The 18,904-nt window shown below is 65.5% G+C and carries 19 protein-coding genes; 8 read left to right on the plus strand and 11 right to left on the minus strand.

Going from position 1 to position 18,904, the window contains the following annotated elements; translation table 11 throughout:
• Positions 1–109: 109 nt before the first annotated feature.
• Entirely contained in the window at positions 110–1,015 is a 906-nt protein-coding gene (locus ACQR0Z_RS04705) for a hypothetical protein (RefSeq protein ID WP_434880021.1), read from the plus strand.
• Between the two features lie 225 nt (positions 1,016–1,240).
• Here the strand turns inward: ACQR0Z_RS04705 and rpsU are convergent, their stop codons facing one another.
• The 3 genes from rpsU to purE all read right to left on the minus strand — a co-directional run bounded on the left by rpsU (position 1,241) and on the right by purE (position 3,298).
• Positions 1,241–1,537 carry a 30S ribosomal protein S21 gene (rpsU, locus tag ACQR0Z_RS04710; RefSeq protein WP_434861182.1) on the minus strand — a complete coding sequence of 99 codons (297 nt, stop codon included), beginning with the start codon at positions 1,535–1,537 and terminating at the stop codon, positions 1,241–1,243.
• A 166-nt stretch (positions 1,538–1,703) separates the two neighbouring features.
• A complete protein-coding gene (locus ACQR0Z_RS04715) occupies positions 1,704–2,813 on the minus strand; it encodes a 5-(carboxyamino)imidazole ribonucleotide synthase (RefSeq protein ID WP_434917821.1) in 1,110 nt (369 codons plus the stop codon).
• Positions 2,810–3,298 (minus strand): 5-(carboxyamino)imidazole ribonucleotide mutase, encoded by a 489-nt coding sequence (gene purE / locus ACQR0Z_RS04720; RefSeq protein ID WP_434917822.1) that lies wholly within the window; start codon positions 3,296–3,298, stop codon positions 2,810–2,812. Before purE ends, ACQR0Z_RS04715 begins: the two co-directional genes overlap by 4 nt.
• A 164-nt stretch (positions 3,299–3,462) precedes the next feature.
• Here purE and ACQR0Z_RS04725 point away from each other — a divergent pair, with 164 nt between their 5' ends.
• Positions 3,463–4,119: a GGDEF domain-containing protein gene (locus ACQR0Z_RS04725; RefSeq protein WP_434917823.1), complete on the plus strand. Its 657-nt coding sequence runs from the start codon at positions 3,463–3,465 to the stop codon at positions 4,117–4,119.
• Between the two features lie 150 nt (positions 4,120–4,269).
• Here the strand turns inward: ACQR0Z_RS04725 and ACQR0Z_RS04730 are convergent, their stop codons facing one another.
• The 3 genes from ACQR0Z_RS04730 to ACQR0Z_RS04740 form a co-directional block, all read right to left on the minus strand.
• Complete coding sequence (locus ACQR0Z_RS04730; protein WP_434861178.1) at positions 4,270–4,521, minus strand: hypothetical protein; 252 nt, start codon at positions 4,519–4,521, stop codon at positions 4,270–4,272.
• Positions 4,522–4,591: 70 nt separating this feature from the next.
• Positions 4,592–4,801: a hypothetical protein gene (locus ACQR0Z_RS04735; RefSeq protein ID WP_434880019.1), complete on the minus strand. Its 210-nt coding sequence runs from the start codon at positions 4,799–4,801 to the stop codon at positions 4,592–4,594.
• A 141-nt stretch (positions 4,802–4,942) separates the two neighbouring features.
• Positions 4,943–5,149, minus strand: a complete 207-nt coding sequence (locus ACQR0Z_RS04740) for a YdcH family protein (protein ID WP_434861176.1) — start codon at positions 5,147–5,149, stop codon at positions 4,943–4,945.
• Positions 5,150–5,439: 290 nt separating this feature from the next.
• On the opposite strand from ACQR0Z_RS04740, the gene ACQR0Z_RS04745 reads away from it, so the two are divergent.
• Positions 5,440–5,625, plus strand: a complete 186-nt coding sequence (locus ACQR0Z_RS04745) for a YdcH family protein (protein WP_434861175.1) — start codon at positions 5,440–5,442, stop codon at positions 5,623–5,625.
• A gap of 163 nt (positions 5,626–5,788) precedes the next feature.
• Here ACQR0Z_RS04745 and ACQR0Z_RS04750 read toward each other — a convergent pair whose 3' ends face one another.
• The gene (locus ACQR0Z_RS04750) at positions 5,789–6,892 is read right to left on the minus strand and encodes an NAD(P)/FAD-dependent oxidoreductase (protein ID WP_434880018.1); all 1,104 of its coding nucleotides are present in this window, start codon (positions 6,890–6,892) and stop codon (positions 5,789–5,791) included.
• A 211-nt stretch (positions 6,893–7,103) separates the two neighbouring features.
• Here ACQR0Z_RS04750 and ACQR0Z_RS04755 point away from each other — a divergent pair, with 211 nt between their 5' ends.
• From ACQR0Z_RS04755 to ACQR0Z_RS04775, 5 genes are all read left to right on the plus strand, one after another.
• The gene (locus ACQR0Z_RS04755; RefSeq protein WP_434917824.1) at positions 7,104–9,800 is read left to right on the plus strand and encodes a sensor domain-containing protein; all 2,697 of its coding nucleotides are present in this window, start codon (positions 7,104–7,106) and stop codon (positions 9,798–9,800) included.
• Between the two features lie 131 nt (positions 9,801–9,931).
• Positions 9,932–11,479: a glycerol-3-phosphate dehydrogenase gene (locus tag ACQR0Z_RS04760; protein ID WP_434917825.1), complete on the plus strand. Its 1,548-nt coding sequence runs from the start codon at positions 9,932–9,934 to the stop codon at positions 11,477–11,479.
• 50 nt (positions 11,480–11,529) lie between these two features.
• Positions 11,530–12,702: an ABC transporter ATP-binding protein gene (locus ACQR0Z_RS04765; protein WP_434917826.1), complete on the plus strand. Its 1,173-nt coding sequence runs from the start codon at positions 11,530–11,532 to the stop codon at positions 12,700–12,702.
• Positions 12,699–13,613: an ABC transporter permease gene (locus tag ACQR0Z_RS04770; RefSeq protein ID WP_434917827.1), complete on the plus strand. Its 915-nt coding sequence runs from the start codon at positions 12,699–12,701 to the stop codon at positions 13,611–13,613. The genes ACQR0Z_RS04765 and ACQR0Z_RS04770 overlap by 4 nt, the downstream gene beginning before the upstream one ends.
• A gap of 168 nt (positions 13,614–13,781) precedes the next feature.
• Positions 13,782–14,594, plus strand: a complete 813-nt coding sequence (locus ACQR0Z_RS04775) for an ABC transporter permease (RefSeq protein WP_006614168.1) — start codon at positions 13,782–13,784, stop codon at positions 14,592–14,594.
• Positions 14,595–14,618: 24 nt separating this feature from the next.
• On the opposite strand, the gene ACQR0Z_RS04780 is transcribed toward ACQR0Z_RS04775, so the two are convergent.
• The 4 genes from ACQR0Z_RS04780 to ACQR0Z_RS04795 all read right to left on the minus strand — a co-directional run bounded on the left by ACQR0Z_RS04780 (position 14,619) and on the right by ACQR0Z_RS04795 (position 18,830).
• Entirely contained in the window at positions 14,619–15,605 is a 987-nt protein-coding gene (locus ACQR0Z_RS04780; RefSeq protein ID WP_434917828.1) for an alpha/beta hydrolase family protein, read from the minus strand.
• Positions 15,606–15,612: 7 nt separating this feature from the next.
• A complete protein-coding gene (locus tag ACQR0Z_RS04785) occupies positions 15,613–16,464 on the minus strand; it encodes a carbohydrate ABC transporter permease (protein WP_009030131.1) in 852 nt (283 codons plus the stop codon).
• The gene (locus ACQR0Z_RS04790) at positions 16,461–17,336 is read right to left on the minus strand and encodes a carbohydrate ABC transporter permease (protein WP_434880011.1); all 876 of its coding nucleotides are present in this window, start codon (positions 17,334–17,336) and stop codon (positions 16,461–16,463) included. The genes ACQR0Z_RS04785 and ACQR0Z_RS04790 overlap by 4 nt, the downstream gene beginning before the upstream one ends.
• A gap of 111 nt (positions 17,337–17,447) precedes the next feature.
• Positions 17,448–18,830 (minus strand): ABC transporter substrate-binding protein, encoded by a 1,383-nt coding sequence (locus ACQR0Z_RS04795; protein ID WP_434880010.1) that lies wholly within the window; start codon positions 18,828–18,830, stop codon positions 17,448–17,450.
• Positions 18,831–18,904: the final 74 nt, after the last annotated feature.

The raw sequence follows: 18,904 nt of genomic DNA on the forward strand, positions 1-18,904 counted from the left end.
CGGCGCGTGCCGCCCGCTGTGACGGCGTTAGGCGTGGGCCGGGAGGTATGGGAATGGTCCCTTAATTGTGCCTCAAAGTTCCCGCAAATACCGCGCGGGAGTGGTCAGCATGCTGAAATATCTCACAAAGTTCGCATTGGAGATCATCCCGTCGGTGGTTGCCACCATCATCGGGGCCTACATCGTCAACCACTACATCAACACCAAGCCCGACGCGCCGCCTTCGACCGTGGCGGCCGTGGCGTCGGCCGCCTATGCCAAGCTGACCGGCTCCAAGCCTGATGCCCACAAGGGCGAGGTTCCCAAATCCGTAGAGAAGTCGGCAGATGGCACCAAGCCCGATGCCAAGCCGGCCGAGACCTCGGCCGCGCTGTCCAACGCTCCCGTGCCGGGGATCAAGGCGAAGGGCGTGTCGGAGAAGTCGCTGGCCGACAAGGCCGCCGAGAAGGCGGTCGAGGTGAAGCCGACGGAGACCGCGAGCCTCCCGACCGAAACGCCGGCTGCCCGCCACCCGACCTCGCCGCGCGAAAAGCTGATTGCGCGGGGGACGCCGGCCGAGACGCCTGCTGCCCAGCCCGAGGAGCGTCGTGATGCGGCTGACCTCGCGCGCGCTGCGATCGAGAGGCTGCGTGCGAGCGAGGGCGCCGGAAAGGGATCGGCGGACAAGGCGACGGCAGAGAAGCCGTCCAACAACGATCAGGCCCGCGACACGCCGCGCGTCGTGACGGCCGCGCCGCAGGTGTCGCCGGTGCGTCCGCTGCCGCCGCCGGTGACGGTGTCTGCGCCGCCGGCCGAGCAGGGCTTCGCCATGCCGTCGGCCTCGAACCCGGCCTATACGGGATCGGTGCAGCCGGACGGCCGGCTGACGCCGCCGGCGGAGATTCCCGCGCAGCAGCTGCGTCCGCTCGATTTGCGTGCGGAGAAGGATCCGTCGATCAAGGATCAGATGTCCAACGTGGCGCAGGACATGATGTCAGCCGCCAAGTCGGTGTTCCACTCGGTGTTGCCGAAGTAGTCGGCCGGATCGATCCGCGAACTGATCCGTGAAGCGGTAGACCTGCCGGTCTGCCGCTTTTTCTTTTGTGGAGAGCAGGCGTTGCGGGAGGCGTGGCGACGATACGGGATGCGCGACCGCTCCTGCCTTCCAGCGCGGCCGGGGCATGGTGGCGAAAACAAAAACGCGAGCCCATTGGCTCGCGCTTTCACATCAGCAGATCGCTTGAACAGATGGTCTGGCGGCTCAGCGCGCAGCCGGACGGGGCCCAGCGCCCGGACCACGCGCGCCACGGTCACCACCGGGGCCAGCGCCGAACACCGGCTTCGGCTTCATCGGCAGCAGGCCTTCACGCTGCAGCTTCTTGCGGGCCAGCTTGCGCGCGCGGCGCACGGCTTCGGCCTTCTCGCGGGCTTTCTTCTCAGAGGGCTTCTCGTAATGGCCGCGGAGCTTCATCTCGCGGAAAATGCCCTCGCGCTGCATCTTCTTCTTCAGCGCCTTGAGGGCTTGATCGACATTGTTATCGCGAACGAGAACCTGCACGCGGCATCCTCTTTCTCAGTCTATCGGTTTGAAATCTGGTGAAGCCAGGGCTGGCAAATGGCCGCGCCCTTAACCTTGAGCGCGCCCATGTATCAGAGGAGTCCCCCGCTGTCCACCCGGTGGCGGGCCCATGACGGCAAGTTTAACGCCGCGGGGCAGGTTTATTTCAGCCCTGCCGTGGCGGAAGCGGCAAGACCTGGGTGACGTGGCCCATCTTCCGGCCCGGGCGGGCGGCGCCCTTGCCGTAGAGGTGAACGGTTGCGCCGGGAACGGTCAGCCATTGCTCGTAGGTGTCGATCTCATCCCCGATCAGGTTGGTCATGATGACCTGGCCGTGGCGCAGCGGCTTGCCCAGCGGCCAGCCGGCGATCGCCCGGATATGCTGCTCGAACTGCGAGATCGAGGCGCCATCGAGGGTCCAGTGACCGGAATTATGCACCCGCGGGGCGATCTCGTTGACCAGCACGCCGGGATGGGGTCCGCTGGTCACGACGAACATCTCGACGGCGAGCACGCCGACATAGTCGAGCGCGGTGGCGATCCGGCTGGCGATGTCGCGGGCCTCGTCGGCGAGCGCGTCGGGAATCCGCGCCGGGGCGCGCGAGACCTTCAGAATATGGTCGCGGTGCTCGTTCTCGGTGACGTCGAAACACTCCACCTGGCCGTCCGCCGAGCGGGCCGCCACCACGGAGATTTCGCGCTCGAACGGCACGAAGGCCTCCAGGATCGCCGATTTGGTGCCGAGTTCGGCCCAGATCCGCTCGAAATCGTCGCCCTGGCGGACCTTGACCTGGCCCTTGCCGTCGTAGCCGAACCGGCGGGTCTTCAGCACCGCCGGCAGGCCGAGCCGGAACGCGGCCTCGCGCAGGGTCGCGACCGACGATACGTCGGCATAATTGGCGGTCCGGATGCCGAGCGAGGTGACGAAATCCTTTTCGGTCAGGCGGTCCTGCGTGGTCTCCAAAGCCGAGCGGCTCGGCAGCACCGGCCGCCGCGCCGCGAGCACCATGGCCGCAGCGGAGGGCACATTCTCGAATTCATAGGTCACGACGTCGACGTCGTTGGCGAACAGCTCCAGCGCCTCGACGTCGGCATATTCGGCGCAGGTCGCGTTCAGCACGACATCGAACGCCGGCGAGTCCGGATCGGGCGAGAACACCTGGCAGCGCAGCCCGAGCCGCGCCGCGGCCAGCGCCAGCATGCGGCCGAGCTGGCCGCCGCCGAGAATGCCGATGGTGTCGCCGGGCTTCAGCTTCACCCGATGGGAGCCGGTCACGCCGCGCCCTCCGGACGTTCGGCGATCGCATTGGTCTGGGCCTGGCGCCAGGCGGCGAGGCGGCTGGCCAGTGCCGGGTCCGACAGCGCCAGCACGCTCGCGGCGAGCAGGGCCGCGTTGATGGCGCCGGCTTTGCCGATGGCGAGTGTCCCGACGGGAATGCCGGCCGGCATCTGGACGATGGAATACAGCGAATCGACCCCCGACAGCGCCTTGGACTCGACGGGGACGCCGAACACCGGCAGCTCCGTCAGCGACGCCGTCATGCCCGGCAGGTGGGCGGCCCCGCCCGCGCCGGCGATCACCACCTTGGTGCCGGCCGCCTTCGCGCCTTTGGCGAAGGCGTACAGCCGGTCCGGGGTGCGGTGCGCCGACACGATGCGGGCGTCATAGCTCACGCCGAGCGCGCCGAGTGTATCGGCGGCATGGCGCATGGTATCCCAGTCCGACTGGCTTCCCATGATGATGGCGATCGGGGCGGTCATGACCTCAATTCTTCTCGGGAATCCATCAGCATGGGCCGGAGTATAGGATCGGTCCCGACAGCGGCAAGCCATGGCATGGAGGTCCGGATGGACTATCCTGACTTGGTAAAGGCCGGCAAGCCCCAAACGACGGCGCGGCAAGGTGTCGAATGAAAAAGAAGCGCATGACGACTGCGGGACGAGGCGGGAAACGGGGAACCCGCTACCGCCGCAGGAGCGCGCGCGCTGCAAGGCCGGTGGAGAGAGGGGCCGGCCCGGCCGGTGCGCGGCAGACGATCCGGCGGCTCAAGGCCGAGCTCGCGGCGGCCCAGGAGAGGATCAGCGAGCTCACGATCCTGTCCGAGCGTGACGTCCTGCTCGACATCTTCAACCGGCGAGGCTTCGCCCGCGAACTCCATCGCTCGATCGCGTTCATCAAGCGTTACGACGCCACCGGCGCGCTCATCGTGCTCGATGTCGACCGTCTGAAGCCGATCAACGACGCGTTTGGTCATGCCGCCGGTGACGAGGTGCTCAAGGCCGTCGCCCGGGTTCTCAGCCAGCAGGTTCGCGCGTCCGACGTCATCGGGCGGCTCGGCGGTGACGAATTCGGCGTGCTGATGTGGCACCTCAGCGAGACCGATGCGCGCGCCAAGGCCGCCGCGCTGGAGGCGGCTATCGACAACCTGACCGTCACGTTTGGCGATCAGACCGTGCGCGCCGGCGCCTCAGCCGGAGTTGCGCTGCTGGACAAGCGGGTCAATCCCGTGCGGGCGCTCGAGGAGGCCGACCGCGCGATGTACATCCGCAAGGCGCAGCGCCGGCACGAGGTGTTTCAGTGACCTGACCTGATCGCTCGTTCGAAGCCTATCGAACGGCCTCGCTGGCTTCACAACGTCTGAGCCTCGGAGGCAAGCATTCGACCATCGGGCAGATCAGTAACAGGTCAGTACAAAGTCCCGCTGCCCGTTCTCCCCCGGCGTTCGTACCGACTACAACTCGCCGAGATCGTCAGGCAGGTCGCCAAATCTGTGCAACAGTTGGGCATCGCTGAACTCGCCCATCAAGGGATCGCCGCTGCGGCTGAAAGCGAGGGCGCCGATATTGTCCGGCAGGCGTGACATCGCCTCGGCGCGCCGGAGGGCCGCCGCCGAACTCCGACACTCCTCGGCCGTTCCCGCGACCAGCGCCCCGGATTCATCGCGTCTGAACGGCATCGCGACGTAGTAGGTGACATCAGGCATTGCATGCTCCTTCGGCCGGCAGAGAGCAGCGCAAACGCGGCGGTGATCTTTTGGAGATTGAGGTGATTGCTCAGGCTGCGTTGCTCTGCGCGTCCGATGCCGTGTTCGGCATGCAGCCGCAGGAGATCGTGGCGCGCAGTTCCTGCAGCTCCAGCTCGAGATATTCATTCGCCATGATCAGCGCCTTGATGGTGGAGCGCAGATTGCCGTCGCACATCGCGATCGCTTGATCGCAGGCTTGTTCGTAAAGGCGATCACCGGAAGCGGGGGAAGCGGGCATTGGACCATCCTCTTTGTTCGGCCAGCGCGCCGGCTGGATGGTCGAATGTTCTCTCTTTGTTCCTATTCTGTCAATATGCCGCGAGGCGAACTCACAGCCGCGCCCCGTGAAAAAAGATCGGTCAGCCAGGCTGGCCCATTCTCACGCAATGATGTCGGGCGTGATCTGGTCTTCGATGAACGCGATCCGGTCGCGCAACTGCAGCTTTCGCTTCTTCAGCCGTTGCAGACGCAACAGATCGGGCGCGGGCGAATGATGCAAGGCATCGATCGCCGCGTCGAGGTCGCGGTGCTCCTGCTGCAGGCGTGCGAGTTCGGCCTGCAGTTCGCGCTCGTCTTGGTCAGCCATGATCTATGATAGCAAAAAAGCGGAAGGAAGTGGGAAGCCCCGGGGCGAGGAGCGCGAATATTGCGCTTGCGAAGCCCAGGCGCAAGCCGCTGATGTCATGAAGTCTGCGGCTGTCCCGTGAATTTCAGGTTGGCGTCGACCCGAGATTCGTCCGGATCTTCTCACGCTTCATTACGTACGGCGGTCAAATCTCCATGTGCGGTCTTTTGGCCCCATCGACAGGTCAAGCGACTTGTGTACACTCATTGGCCCTGGTCGAATCTCAGGTTCACCTACCAAGGAGGTTTCGAATGGCCCTTCAGGCGCATCTCGTTGAACTGGAGCGTAAGCATAAAGTTCTTGAAAACGAATTGCATGAAGCTCTCCTTCACCCATCGACAGACGATCTGCGCATTGCCGAACTGAAGCGACGCAAACTGATGGTGAAGGATGAGATCGAGCGCTTGAGACAGGTGACGACCGAAACGCTTCACTGAGTTGTGACTACGACCGACTGAGTTTGCTACATCAAGGTCATTCGCGCTGGGATGGTGATGACTCCATCCCAGTCGCTGATGGAGATCCGCCCGAAGGATCTTCGACCGTCCGCCTGCTCGGCGACCGGTTAACGCGATCTTCATACCCGGATCCTGCGCCTCGTCAGCTCGTGATGAGTTCGCCCACATGAGCGGCGATCGCGAGCGATGAGGTCAGGCCCGGTGATTCGATTCCGAACAAATTGATCAATCCATCGACGCCGTGATCGCGTGGCCCCTGGATCACGAAGTCCTGCGATGCGATCGCCGGCGGAACGATCTTCGGCCGGATTCCGGAATAGCTCGGCATCAGGGCGCCGTCCGGCAGTGCCGGCCAGTACCTTCGGATCGCCGGATAGAAACGGTCGGCGCGCGCGGGATCGACGGTGTAGTCGATCCTATCGACCCACTCCACATCAGGTCCGAAGCGCGCCTGTCCGGCCATGTCGAGCGTGAGATGGACACCGAGCCCGCCCGGCTCCGGCACCGGATAGATCAGCCGCGTGAACGGCGCCTTGGCGCTGCAGCTGAAGTAGTTGCCTTTGGCGAGATAGGCCGTCGGCACGTGTGACGGCGGCATGCCCTCGATCCGCCGCGCCACGGCGGGAGCGTCGAGGCCGGCCGCGTTGATCAGAAGCCGGCAGGCGAGCGTCATCGGCTGCTCGCCTCCGGCCTCGATCTCGATGACGCCGCCCGCGGCCTTGGCGCGCAGCAGCGGGGTATGGAACGCGAGCGCGCCGCCGGCATCCTCGATCTCGCCGCGCAGCGACAGCATGTAGGCGTGACTGTCGAGAATGCCGGTCGAGGGGGACAGCAGCGCCGCCTCGCAGGCCAGCGCCGGCTCCAGGGCCAGCGCTTCGGACGCGGTCAGCAGCCGCATGCCCTCGACGCCGTTGGCCTCGGCATGCGCGCGGATGCCCTGCAGCTTCTCGGTCTCGGCCGCGCTGGTCGCGACGATCAGCTTGCCGCAATTGCGGTAGGGAACGCCATGCTCGTCGCAATAGCGGTAGAGCATGCGTTTGCCGCTGACGCAGAACCGCGCCATCAGGCTGCCGGCCTTGTAATAGATGCCGGCATGGATCACTTCGCTGTTGCGAGATGAGGTCACGGTGCCGATGTCCTCGGCGGCCTCGAGAACGATCACCTCACGGCCTGTCACGGCCAACTGGCGGGCGATCGCAAGTCCTACGACACCAGCACCGACGACGACGCAGTCAACCTTTTCCATACGCCTTCCTGAAACAATCCCGAGAGCTCATGATCCCCTGCAATCGCTGGTGGGCGAAATCCGCCGCTAGGCATGCCACTGCTTAGCAAACCATTCATCATAGAAGGTCATCGCCAGAATTTGCTTCGTGTTTTTCGAAGTTTGTGGAAACCGTTTACCCGATCCCAACCGGTCGAGCCAGAGAATGCCATCCGAATACCGCGGGTGATTGATGGCTGGCAAGAATTGGCAGGCGAGCGACCGAAGCGCGTTTACGGCGCGTGTCGTTGCGGCCTCGATGGCCGTCACGGCGGCGGCGTCGACGTGCGCCTCGGCGGCATCGCCCGGTTTTCTTCCGTCCGGCTATATCGGCAGTGTCGAACCCGAGGTGCTCTGGGAGGTGCTGATCGCAGGCGTCGTCGTCTGCGCCTTCCTCGCGTCCATCGTGATCTGGGTCCATTCCGCGCTGCGGCGGACCAAACGGACGCAGCTACGGCGCAACGCCTTCGTCAGCTCCGCGCTGAACAATCTGAGCCAGGGGCTGATACTCGTCGACGCCGCCAATCGCGTCGTGTTCTACAATCATCGCTTCCTCGAGATCTGGGGTCTGAGCCGGGCGGACATTCCGCCGGGCTGCACCGGCCGGGAACTGGTCGAACTGCGGCGGGCGCGCGGTCTGCTCAATTTGACTGCCGAAGAATTTGCGCGCCAGGCGAACGAGCCCGGCGGATGTTTGACCGAGCTTCCGGATGGACGGGCCATTCGCGTCACGATCTTCCAACTCCCCACCGGAGGATCGATCGGCATTCACGAGGACTGCACCACCCAGCGCCGGCTCGAAGGTGAGCTCGCCTCGACCAAGCAGTTCCTGGAATCGGTGCTGAACCATGTTCCGGTCTGCGTCGCGGCCAGGGACTTGCAAAACGGCCGCTACGTGTTCGCCAACCGGGCCTTCGAGGAGTTTTCACGCATTCCGCGCGAACGCATCGTCGGCAGCCGGCCTGCCGAGCTATTCTCAGCCGAGACTGCGGCCAATATCGAAGCCGCGGATCAGGCCGCCTTGCGCATGCCCGGATCGTGCTACCGCAACGAGCTGGTGGTGCATCGGAAGGGACAGCAGCGCATCCTGGACTCCAACCGTGTGCTCGCCACCAACGACAAGGGCGAGCCGCAATTCCTCATCTCGGTGTTCGAGGACGCGACCGAGCGGCGCTCGCTTGGGCTCGAGCTCGAGAACACCAAGAAGTTCCTGGAGCTCATCGTTGACAACATCCCGGTCTCGCTGATCGTCGAGAGCGTCGAAGACGGCCGCTATCTGCTCGCCAACCGCAGCGCCGAGATCATCCTGAACCGCAAGCGCGAGGACGCGACCGGACTCACCGCCACCGACATCTTCAATCCGCGCGAGGCGCGGCTGATCATCGCGCGCGACGAGGCCGCCATCAAGAAGCGCACGCTCCTGACCGAGGAGCACCCGATCTCGACCAAGGACGGGCTGCGGCTGTTCCTGACCCGGCGGGTGACGGTGCTCGGCGATGCCGGTGAGCCGCAATATCTGATCAAGACCTATGAGGACGTCACCGACCGGCGCCAGACCGAATCGCGGATGGCGCACATGGCCTATCATGACGGCCTCACCGATCTGCCGAACCGCGCCGCCTTCCTGCAGGCGCTGAGCCAGATGATCGAGGCCTGCCGGGACACCGACGAGGAATTCGCCGTCCTGAACGTCGACTTGAAGGCCCTGAAGGACGTCAACGACGTCTTCGGACACGCCGTCGGCGACAAGCTCCTGATCGAGGTCGCGCGGCGCGTTCAAGCTGTCGCCCGCGGCGGCGTCGTCGCGCGCCTGTCGGGCGACGAGTTCGGATTGATCATCGACGGCAAGCAGCCGGAGGCGGGCAGGGCGCTCGCCGAACAATTGGCCGCGGCCATCGCCGTGGACTTCCATATCGACGGCAAGTCCATCCGCACCGCACTGACCACCGGCATCTCGGTGTTCCCGCACAACGGGCACGAACCGGCCTCGCTGCTCGCCAATGCCGGCGCGGCCCTGTTCCGCGCCAAGGCCAAGGCGCGCGGCAGCATCACCTTTTACGAGGCGGAGATGGACCAGCAGATTCGCGATCGCCGCGTTCTGCACCAGGAGCTGTCGGTCGCGATCAAGAATGGCGAGCTGTCACTGTACTTTCAGCCGCAGGCCAGTTCGGGGCGCACCGTCGATGCCAGCGAGATCATTGGCTTCGAGGCGCTGGCGCGCTGGCAGCACCCGGTCCGCGGTTTCGTGCCGCCGAGCGACTTCATTCCGCTCGCAGAGGAAAGCGGCATGATCGTCGAGATGGGCGAGTGGATCCTGCGCGAAGCCTGCCGCGAGGCGGCGTCCTGGCCGAAGCCGCTGCAGGTCGCCGTCAACCTGTCGCCGGCCCAGTTCGTCCATGGCGATCTGGTGGCGCTGGTGCATTCGATCCTGCTCGAGACCGGGCTGTCGCCCGGCCGGCTCGAACTCGAGATCACCGAGGGCGTCCTGATCGAGGATTTCGATCGCGGCGTCTCGCTGCTGCGCCGGCTGAAGGCGCTCGGCGTCCGCGTGTCGATGGACGATTTCGGCAGCGGCTACTCCTCGCTGAGCTATCTGCAGGCGTTCCCGTTCGACAAGATCAAGATCGATCGCGCCTTCGTCATGAATCTCGGCCGCAACCCGCAATCGGCGGCGATCATTCGTGCGGTCATCGGCCTCGGTCACGGCATGAACATGTCGATCGTGGCCGAAGGCGTCGAGACGCCGGAGCAGCTCGGCTTCCTCGCCGAACAGGGCTGCGACTCCGTCCAGGGCTATCTGCTCGGCAAGCCCTTGCCGATCGACAAGTATGACGGCGTGGTGGGCCGCGCTTCCGACGACATCGTTACGACCGTGCGCAAGACGGGCTGACCGTAAGATTGCGGTCAGAGGCCGGCACGCAACAGCATCGATTTATCAGCTGATCCGTCGCGCCGGACACTACGAGAATCACAAACGCAGGTTTACGATCGCACGTCCTGACACGCTCGAAGACGTTGCGTATGGCGGACTACGATCTTGCGATCATTGGTGGAGGCCTGAACGGCGTCAGTCTGGCGCGCGATGCGGCTGGCCGCGGCTTGCGCGTGCTCCTGGTGGAGCAGGGGGATCTCGGCGGCGCGGCGTCCTCGGCGACGTCCCGCCTCGTCCACGGAGATCTCGCAGCCCTGGAGCGCCGCAACCTCTGGCGCGTGCGCGCGACGCTCGCGGAGCGGGCCGTCTGGCTCGGGATCGCGCCGCATCTGGTTCGCCCGGTTCGCTTTGCCATTCCTGCGCACGCGAATGAGCGTCCGTCCTGGCAGCTGCGCGCCGGGCTCTGGCTCTACGACCGGCTCGGCCCGGGACGACGATTGCCGGCGGCGCAGGCGCTCGACGTCACCCACCATCCGATCGGCGACGCCCTGAGACGTCCGTTCGGCACGGCCTTCGAATACTCCGACTGCGTCGTCGATGATTCGCGTCTTGTCGTGTTGACCGCGCTGGATGCCGCCGAGCGTGGCGCTGCGATCCGGACCGGTGCCCGCTGCATCCGGGCCGATCGCGATCGCATCTGGCGGCTCGCGATCATCGATCGCGGCCATCGCCGCATCGTCACCGCCTCCGCTCTGGCGAACGCCACCGGCGCCTGGAGCGTCTCGACCGCAGAGACCGTGCTGCGTCAGCCGCCGCCGCGTGTCACGGCGCGGCAAGTGAGCCAGATCGTCGTGCCCCGGCTGTTCGACGTCGACGCGGTCTACGTGTTTCAGAATTCGGACGGACGGCTGATCTTCGCTCAGCCTTATGACCGCGAGCATACCCTGATCGGCTCGGTGGCGCACGGCTTCAAGGGGGATCCGGCCGTCGTGTCCATGCCCGCGGCCGATGTGGCGTATCTCTGCAAGGCGGCGAACCGCTATTTCCGTTCGGACATCCAGCCCGTGGATGTGGTGAGGACCGTCTCCGGCGCCAACGCGACGTTGCTCCGTGACGCCGGCGCAGAGACACTCGAGTCCGTCGTGAGCCTGCATGCCAGCCGCCGTCTGGCGCCGCTGCTGACGATGTGCGGTGGTGACGTGACGACCGCGCGGCGCCGTGCCGAGCAGGCGGTCTCCAGCCTGGCGAAATTCTATGAGTTGCGGCCGCGCTGGACCGCGCGGGCTCCGCTGCCGGGCGGCGATTTCGGCTGGGAGCGGTTCGAGGACCTCGTCGATGACGCCCGCGATCGCTGGCGCTTCCTTGGTGAGGCCGAGGCCCGGCGGCTGGTCGGCGCCTACGGCACCCGGCTGGCGCAGATCCTCGGTGACGCCCGCGAGCGCGCCGATCTGGGCCAGACGTTCGGGTCCGAGCTGACCGAGGCTGAAGTCCGCTACCTCATGACCAGGGAATGGGCGCGGTTTCCCGAAGATGTGCTGTGGCGGCGGACCAAGCTCGGTCTGACCATGGCCGCAGCCGATCGCGACGCCCTAGCCGCGTTCATGGCCACGGCCTCCTGCCAGAACGCAGCCCGGCTTGGCGAAGCGGGCGGGGATAGTCCGGCCCGTAAGGTTGAGCTGCAGTCGATCGGCGGCTAGCTTGCGCTGCGCCGCGCCATTATGAGCCGGCAGGGTGACTAGACCGGATCATGGCTGACGACATCGCGACTCCCGAACCTGCCGCCGAGCCGGCGGCCACGCCCCCGCCGGAACCCCGTCCTGATCCCCAGCCGCCGATCCTGCGGATCGAGAACGTCGTCAAGGCCTTCGGCAGCTTCCGCGCCGTCGACGGCGTCTCGCTCGACATCCGCGCCGGCGAGTTCTTCGCGCTCCTCGGGCCGAGCGGCTGCGGCAAGACCACGCTGTTGCGCATGCTGGCCGGGTTCGAGACACCGGACGAGGGCCGCATCCTGCTGTCCGGCGAAGACATCGCGCCCGTGCTGCCGCATGAGCGGCCGGTCAACATGATGTTCCAGAACTACGCGCTGTTCCCGCATCTGAACGTGCGCGACAACATCGCCTTCGGCCTCAAGCGCGCCGGCATGCCGCGCGCCGAGATCGCGACGCGCGTCGCCGAGATGGTGGCGCTGGTCCGGCTCGAGGGGCTGGAGAAGCGCAAGCCCGATCAGCTCTCGGGCGGCCAGAAGCAGCGCGTGGCGCTGGCTCGCTCGCTGGCGCGCCGGCCGAAGGTGCTGCTGCTCGACGAGCCGATGGCGGCTCTCGACAAGAAGCTCCGCGAGAGCACGCAGTTCGAATTGATGGAGCTGCAGCGCCGGCTCGGCATGACCTTCATCATCGTCACCCACGACCAGGAGGAGGCGATGACGGTGGCGACCCGGATCGGCGTGATGAACGCCGGCAGGCTCGAACAGGTCGCGGTGCCGCGCCGCCTCTACGAGGAGCCGGCCACGCGCTGGGTCGCGGAGTTCGTCGGCGATATCAATCTGTTCGAGGGCGAGGTGACGGCGCGGGAGCCGCTGCGGCTGCGGGTGGCGACACAGACTGCGGGCGAGATCATCGCAGCCCAGCCGGTGAGCCCGATCAGCGAGAGCAAGGTCGCGGTCGCGATCCGGCCCGAGAAAGTCCGGCTGGCGCTCCGCCGCCCGGCTGCCGACGCCGCCGGAATCAATTGCGTGCAAGGGGCGATTTCCGATGCGAGCTATCTCGGCGGCAAGACCGTCTACAAGATCAAGCTGGACGGCGGCGCCGTGTTGCACGCCGCGCAGGCCAACACGGCACGGCTCGATGCCGACGGCTATGGCCTGAACCAGCGCGTCGTCGCCTGGTTCACGCCGGACGATTGCGTGGTGCTGGAGCGATGAGCGCGCGCCGCATCTTCTCGCGTCCGGCGCGCTTCGCGGCGATCGCGCCCTATGTCTGGATGGTGCTGTTCTTCCTGGTGCCGTTCCTCTTCGTTCTCAAGATCAGCCTGTCGCAGACCGCGATCGCGCAGCCGCCTTATACGCCCGTGTTCTCGCTCGCCGAGGGCTGGTCGTCGCTGCGCGACGCCTTCGCCGCGCTGTCGCTCGACAATTTCCGCCTGCTGCTCTCCGACGATCTCTATCTCGCATCCTATCTGCGCAGCGTCGTGGTCGCGCTGACATCAACGGCGGTCCTGCTGCTGATCGGCTATCCCATCGCCCATGGCATGGCGCGGCTGCCCAGGCGATGGCAGGGGATCGCGATGATGCTGGTCATCATCCCGTTCTGGACCTCGTTCCTGATCCGCATCTACGCCTGGGTCAACATCCTCCAGCATGACGGCCTGTTGAACCAGATCCTGCTCGCGCTGCATCTGGTGTCGACGCCGGTGGTGTGGCTGTCGACCGACAGCGCGATGTATGTCGGCATCGTCTATTCCTACCTGCCATTCATGATCCTGCCGCTGTTCGCGACGCTCACCAAGTTGGAGCCGGCGCTGGAAGAGGCGGCCGCGGATCTCGGCGCGACGCAGCGCGAGACGTTCTGGCTGGTGACGTTTCCGCTGTCGTTGCCCGGCGTCGGCGCAGGCAGCCTGCTGTGCTTCATCCCAATCGTCGGCGAGTTCGTCATTCCCGACCTGCTCGCCGGCTCCAAGTCGCTGATGATCGGCCAGACGTTGTGGCTGGAGTTCTTCACCAACAAGGACTGGCCGGTCGCCTCCAGCATCGCCGTGGTGCTGCTGGCGGTGCTGCTGCTTCCGCTGCTGCTCTATGACCGCCTCCAGCGCCGGCAACTGGCGGAGAGCCGGTAATGGATCGACTGCAGCAAGGCATGCTCTCTCGCTCCCCTCCCCCTTGCGGGGAGGGGTCGGGGGTGGGGGTCCACATCGGCAGTCTTTGCTGGGACCCCCCCTCCCTGACCCTCCCCCACAAGGGGGGAGGGAACGGACAGAGTGGCGGCTGGAGCGGAGGAGGCGCCTTTGCCTAAGCCTTCCCGCCTTTCCCGCTTCAACATCGCCTCGCTCTCGCTTGGGCTCGCCTTCCTGTATCTGCCGATCCTGATCCTGGTGATCTACTCGTTCAACGCCTCGCGGCTGGTGACGGTGTGGGGCGGCTGGTCGTTGCGCTGGTATCACGAGTTCTTCAACGACCGCGCCATGATCGACGCCGCCTGGATGAGCCTCCGCGTCGGCGCGACCTCGGCGACGGTGGCAACCGTGCTCGGCACGCTGGCCGCCGTGGCGCTGTCGCGCGGCCAGGGCTTTCGCGGCCGCATGCTGTTCTCCGGCATGCTGTATGCGCCGCTGGTCATGCCCGAGGTCATCACCGGCCTGTCGCTGCTGCTCTTGTTCGTCGCGCTGGACGCCGAGCGCGGCTTCTGGACGGTGACGATCGCGCACACCACGCTGACGATGTGCTTCGTCGCCGTCGTCGTGCAGTCGCGGCTGGTGTCGCTCGACCGCAGCCTGGAAGAGGCCGCCATGGATCTCGGCTGCGATCCGTTCCGGGCGTTTGCGATGGTGACCTTGCCGCTGATCGCGCCGGCGGTGGTCGCCGGCTGGATGCTGGCGTTCACGCTGTCGCTCGACGATCTCGTGATCGCGAGCTTCACGACGGGGCCGGGCTCGGCGACCTTGCCGATCCGGATCTATTCCGAGGTGCGGCTCGGGGTGAAGCCGGAGATCAACGCGATCTGCACGCTAGTGATCGGGCTCATTGCCGTGGTCATCGTGATCGCATCGCTGGCGTCGAAACTGTCGAGCGACCGGGGTGAGAGCGCGGCGCCGCTTTAGCAGCCGTCATTGCGGGAGCGCCGCTCAGCCAGCGAACAGCTGCATCGCTGCCGTCACGACCCAGCGATGGACTGCGCCGCGATCGACTGACGGAGGATCAATGCAGCAGGCGGGATCGGCGTTGCGGCCAAATTCGGTGCTCTCGGGGAGGAACACGTAGTGGCCGGCCTCTGCGGCAACCATATCGAAATCGCTGCTCGCCAGCCGCTCGTGCAGCCAGCACGCGGCTGGCAGCAGCGCATCCGCGCCGCCGACCATGATGCGTGTGGGGAGGCTGATCGCGGCGACGCTGTCCTCGGAGAAGCCCTGCACCGAGCGGCCCGGCGCCAGCAGCAGCGCCGCCTTGATGCGGGGATCGTGATAGGACGCCGACATGCGCGACCAGGAGTCGCGGAAGATCTGGCTCGTCTCCATCAGCCGCGGCAGGTGGTCGACGAGGTCGGGAAACTCGCGCGGGCCGCGGCCGAGATTGGCGCCGGGCGCGAAGGGCGAGCGGATCATGATGGCGCCGAGCAGGGCGGTCGCGGTGACGCCGCCGAGCGAATAGCCGACGGCGAAGATGCGATCGGGATCGATGCGACCTGCGAAGTCCGGATGAGCAGTGATGTGGTCGATCAGCAACGAGATGTCGCGCGGCCGCTCCCATGAGCATAGGAACGCCTCGGCCCGGTACGGCTCGGCATTGCTATTGCCGTGATGATTGACCGCGACCGCGATGAAGCCGTGACTCGCCAGCTCGCGGGCCAGCCATTCGACCTGCAGACCGTTGCAGCCGGTGCCATGCGAGTAGACCACCAGCGGATAGGGGCCGTTGCCGGCGAGCGGCGCATTCAAGGCAGCAGGTCCTGCCTTGAACCAGCCTTGCGGCCACGGCGCGACCGGAAGCGGAGCTTCGGTCGCGCCGTCCGCGGCCGGATACCACGCGAACCAGTCGATCGGGCGCGGCCCGTTGCCATCCCAGTTCGGCCGCGAGACATCGGCGATGCGGCCCTGGCGAAAACCGACCCGCATCACGCCGTCACGACTTCACGGCGCCGGCGGTGAGGCCGCCCACCATGTAGCGCTTGAAGGCGTAATAGACCGCGGCCGGCGGCAGCGCATAGATGAAGCCGGTAGTCATCAGCAGCTCCCACGGCGAGTCGTCGGCGGCCAGGAAGTTGCCGAGCGCCACGGGCAGGGTGATGGCCTTGTCGTTCGACAGCAGCAGGAAGGCGTAGAGATACTCGTTCCACGCCAGCAGCACCGCATAGGTGCCGATCGCGACCAGCGACGGCATCATCAGCGGCACGTACACCAGGCGGAAGATCTGCAGCGGGCTCGCGCCGTCCATGACGGCGGCCTCGTCGAGTTCGACCGGCAGCTTGTCGGACGCCTGTTTCAGCACCCAGATCGCGTAGGGAGATGCGATCGTGACCATCGCCAAGATCAGCGACCAGTCGTTGTTGAGCAGGCCGTATTTGCCCATGGTGCGATACATCGGCACCGCGAGGAACGCGGCCGGGATGAAGTAGGTGAACAGCGCCAGATTCATCACGACGCGGCTGCCCGGCACGCGCAGCCGCGAGATCGCGTAGGCCGCGCAGGTCGCGATGATCAAGGTCAGCGCGCCGACGGCGACCGCGATGATCACGGAATTGCCGAACTGGATCCAGAAGTCGCGCAGGAAGTAGTGCTGCTGGTGGAACACGATCGAGAAATTGTGCAGGGTCGGATGATCCGGCCACAGCTTGCCCGAGAACGCATCCTCCTTCGGGGAGATCGCGAACAGGAACATGTGATAGATCGGGATCATCGTCCAGATGAAGACGGGAATGCCGATCAGCAGCAGCCGGGCCTCGGTGCCGACTTCGCGCAGGGTAGGGAGCTTCATCGCGACAACCGCTTCATCATGAAATAGACCAGGGGGAGCACCAGCGGCATCGCGCAGACGATCGAGGCCATCGCGAGATTGAGCTGATCGAGCCGGAGATAGCGGATGCCGAGCGTCGACAGCACGTGGGTGAGGTCGGCCGGGCCGCCGCCGGTCAGGAGATAGACGCTGTTGAAGTCGCCGAGCGTCCAGATCATCGAGAGCAGCGTGCAGGTGATGTAGAGCGTCTGCATCGACGGCCAGGTGATGTAGCGGAACTTCTGCATCCAGGTGGCGCCGTCGACCTCGGCCGCCTCGAACAGGTCCTGCGAGATCGCGAGACGCCCGGTCATCAGGATCAGGGTCCAGAACGGCAGCGACTTCCAGATGTGCATGCCGATCGCCATGCCGAGCGCGATCGTCGGGTCGTTGAGCCAGTTCGGGCCGTCGTCACCGGTCAGGCTGAAGATCAAATGGTTGACCATGCCCCATTCGGGATTGAGCATGAAGCGCACCGACAAAATGGTCGGGATCGACGGCACCGCCCAAGGCAGGATGAAGATCACCGAGAGCCATTTGATCCAGCCGCGCTGCTGGATGAAGAAGCCGGACAAAAACAGCGCGATCAGCATCTTCAGATTGATGCCGACCAAAAGGAAGATCAGCGTGTTGACGGCGGCGCGCGCGAAGATCGGATCGTTGTACAGCGCGACGTAGCTCGCGGGATCGCGCGCCAGCCACAGGCCATAGCCGACGGGATAGACGACGAAGGCGAGGAACACGAGGATATAAGGCGCGAGCATCACGATGCCCCAGATCTGGGGCGGCGTCAGCCGCGCCGGGCGCGGGGCCTCCGCAAGCGCGGAGTCGGAAGCTGAAAGCGTGATCGCCATGGTGGTCTCTTCTGGTCGTCTCTTCCCGCCGATAACCAAACCGGCCGCATGGGCTGCGGCCGGCAGTCTTTGTTGTCAGGACGTGAGGCTAGTGCATCGCGATGCGAGAGACTAGCCCGCGACCTCCTTGATGCGGGCGATCAGCTCGTCCACGGCCTTCTCGACCGGAACCTTCTCGCTGACCACGCGGTTCATCGCCTTCGCCCAGACGTTCTCGTTGTTGAGAATCGTGAACTTGTAGTTCTTGGTGAAGTCGAACGGCGAGGTGCCGCCGGTGAACTGGGTGTAGACGGCCTTGCGATGGCGGTCGGCCTGCCAGAACGGGCTCTTCTGGCCGGCGGTGGTCACCGGGAACCAGCGGCCCAGCGCGCCCTCGACGTAGGGGCCGAGGTTCTCCTCCTGCATCAGGAACTTGATGAACTCCTTGGCCTGCGCCTTGTTCTTGGCGTTGCTGAAGATCAGACCGGTCTTGACGTCGGAGCGATACTTGATCGGCGTGCCGTCCGGCTTGTTGGGGAAGGACGCGGTGATGATGTCCTCCTCATAGGCCTTCTTGCCGGCGGCGCGCTGCTCGGGCGTCAGCGCCTGGTTGGTCGAATCCTCGAACCACTTCGCAGCGATCGAGATCGTGAAATTGTGGGTCATCACGATCGTCTTGTTATGGAAGGCGACGTTGTTGTCCGGGTCCTTCCAGGTCGTGGACGACGGCGGCGTGCAGCCCTTGATGTAGGTGTCGGTATAGTCCTTCAGCGCCTTGGTCAGGCCCTCGCGCACCTTGGGATCGTCGACCAGCAGCTTGCCGTCGTCATCGACCAGCTTGACGTTGTAGGCGTCCATGAAGGTGTAGAACGACTGGAACGAGTCGGTCGACTCGACGCCCATGGGCTGGCCCACGCCATAGAGGCGCTGTCCGGTCGCCTTGCGGATGCCGGGCTGCACCTTGTCGCACCAGAACGTCCAGTAGTCCTCCCACTTGGTCGGGATATCGGCCTGCTTGAAGCCGGCCTTCTCGAGCAGGTCGCCCCAGATCTGGACGTGCATGCTCTGCTGCTTCAGCGGGAAGCCGTAATAGGCCTTCTTCTTGGTGACGTTGTTGAAGAGATAGGCGGTCTCGATCGTGTTCGGGGCGAAGGCCGACTTCATCGGCTCCAGGATGTCGGTGAGGTCCTCGAGCTTGCCTTCATAGGCCCACTTGCCCTGCGCCTGGACGTCATAGGTGTCGGCATAGGCGACGTCGGGCACGGTGCCGGAATCGAGCGCGGCGACCGTCTTCGGGATCATGTCCTGGATCGCGTATTGCGACAGCTCGACCTTGATGCCCGTTTTCGCCTCGAATTTCTTGACGACGTTGAGCAGCGCATCGTCCTCGGACTTGTAGAAGCCCTTGCTCCACCAGATGGTGATAGTGTCCTGAGCGATGGCCGGTGCTGCAGCGCAAAAAAGCCCGGCGGCTGCGACTGCGGCTGAAAGCGCACCCATTCCCCTGGATTTCACGTGTCTCTCCCTGATCCGCCGATCTTGCTTGATCGGTTGTGGGCGGACACTAGCCCACGGGCTCGGCGTGATCC

Origin of the sequence: Bradyrhizobium sp. HKCCYLS3077, from assembly GCF_051167555.1 — a bacterium.
In the GTDB taxonomy this organism is placed as follows: domain Bacteria; phylum Pseudomonadota; class Alphaproteobacteria; order Rhizobiales; family Xanthobacteraceae; genus Bradyrhizobium.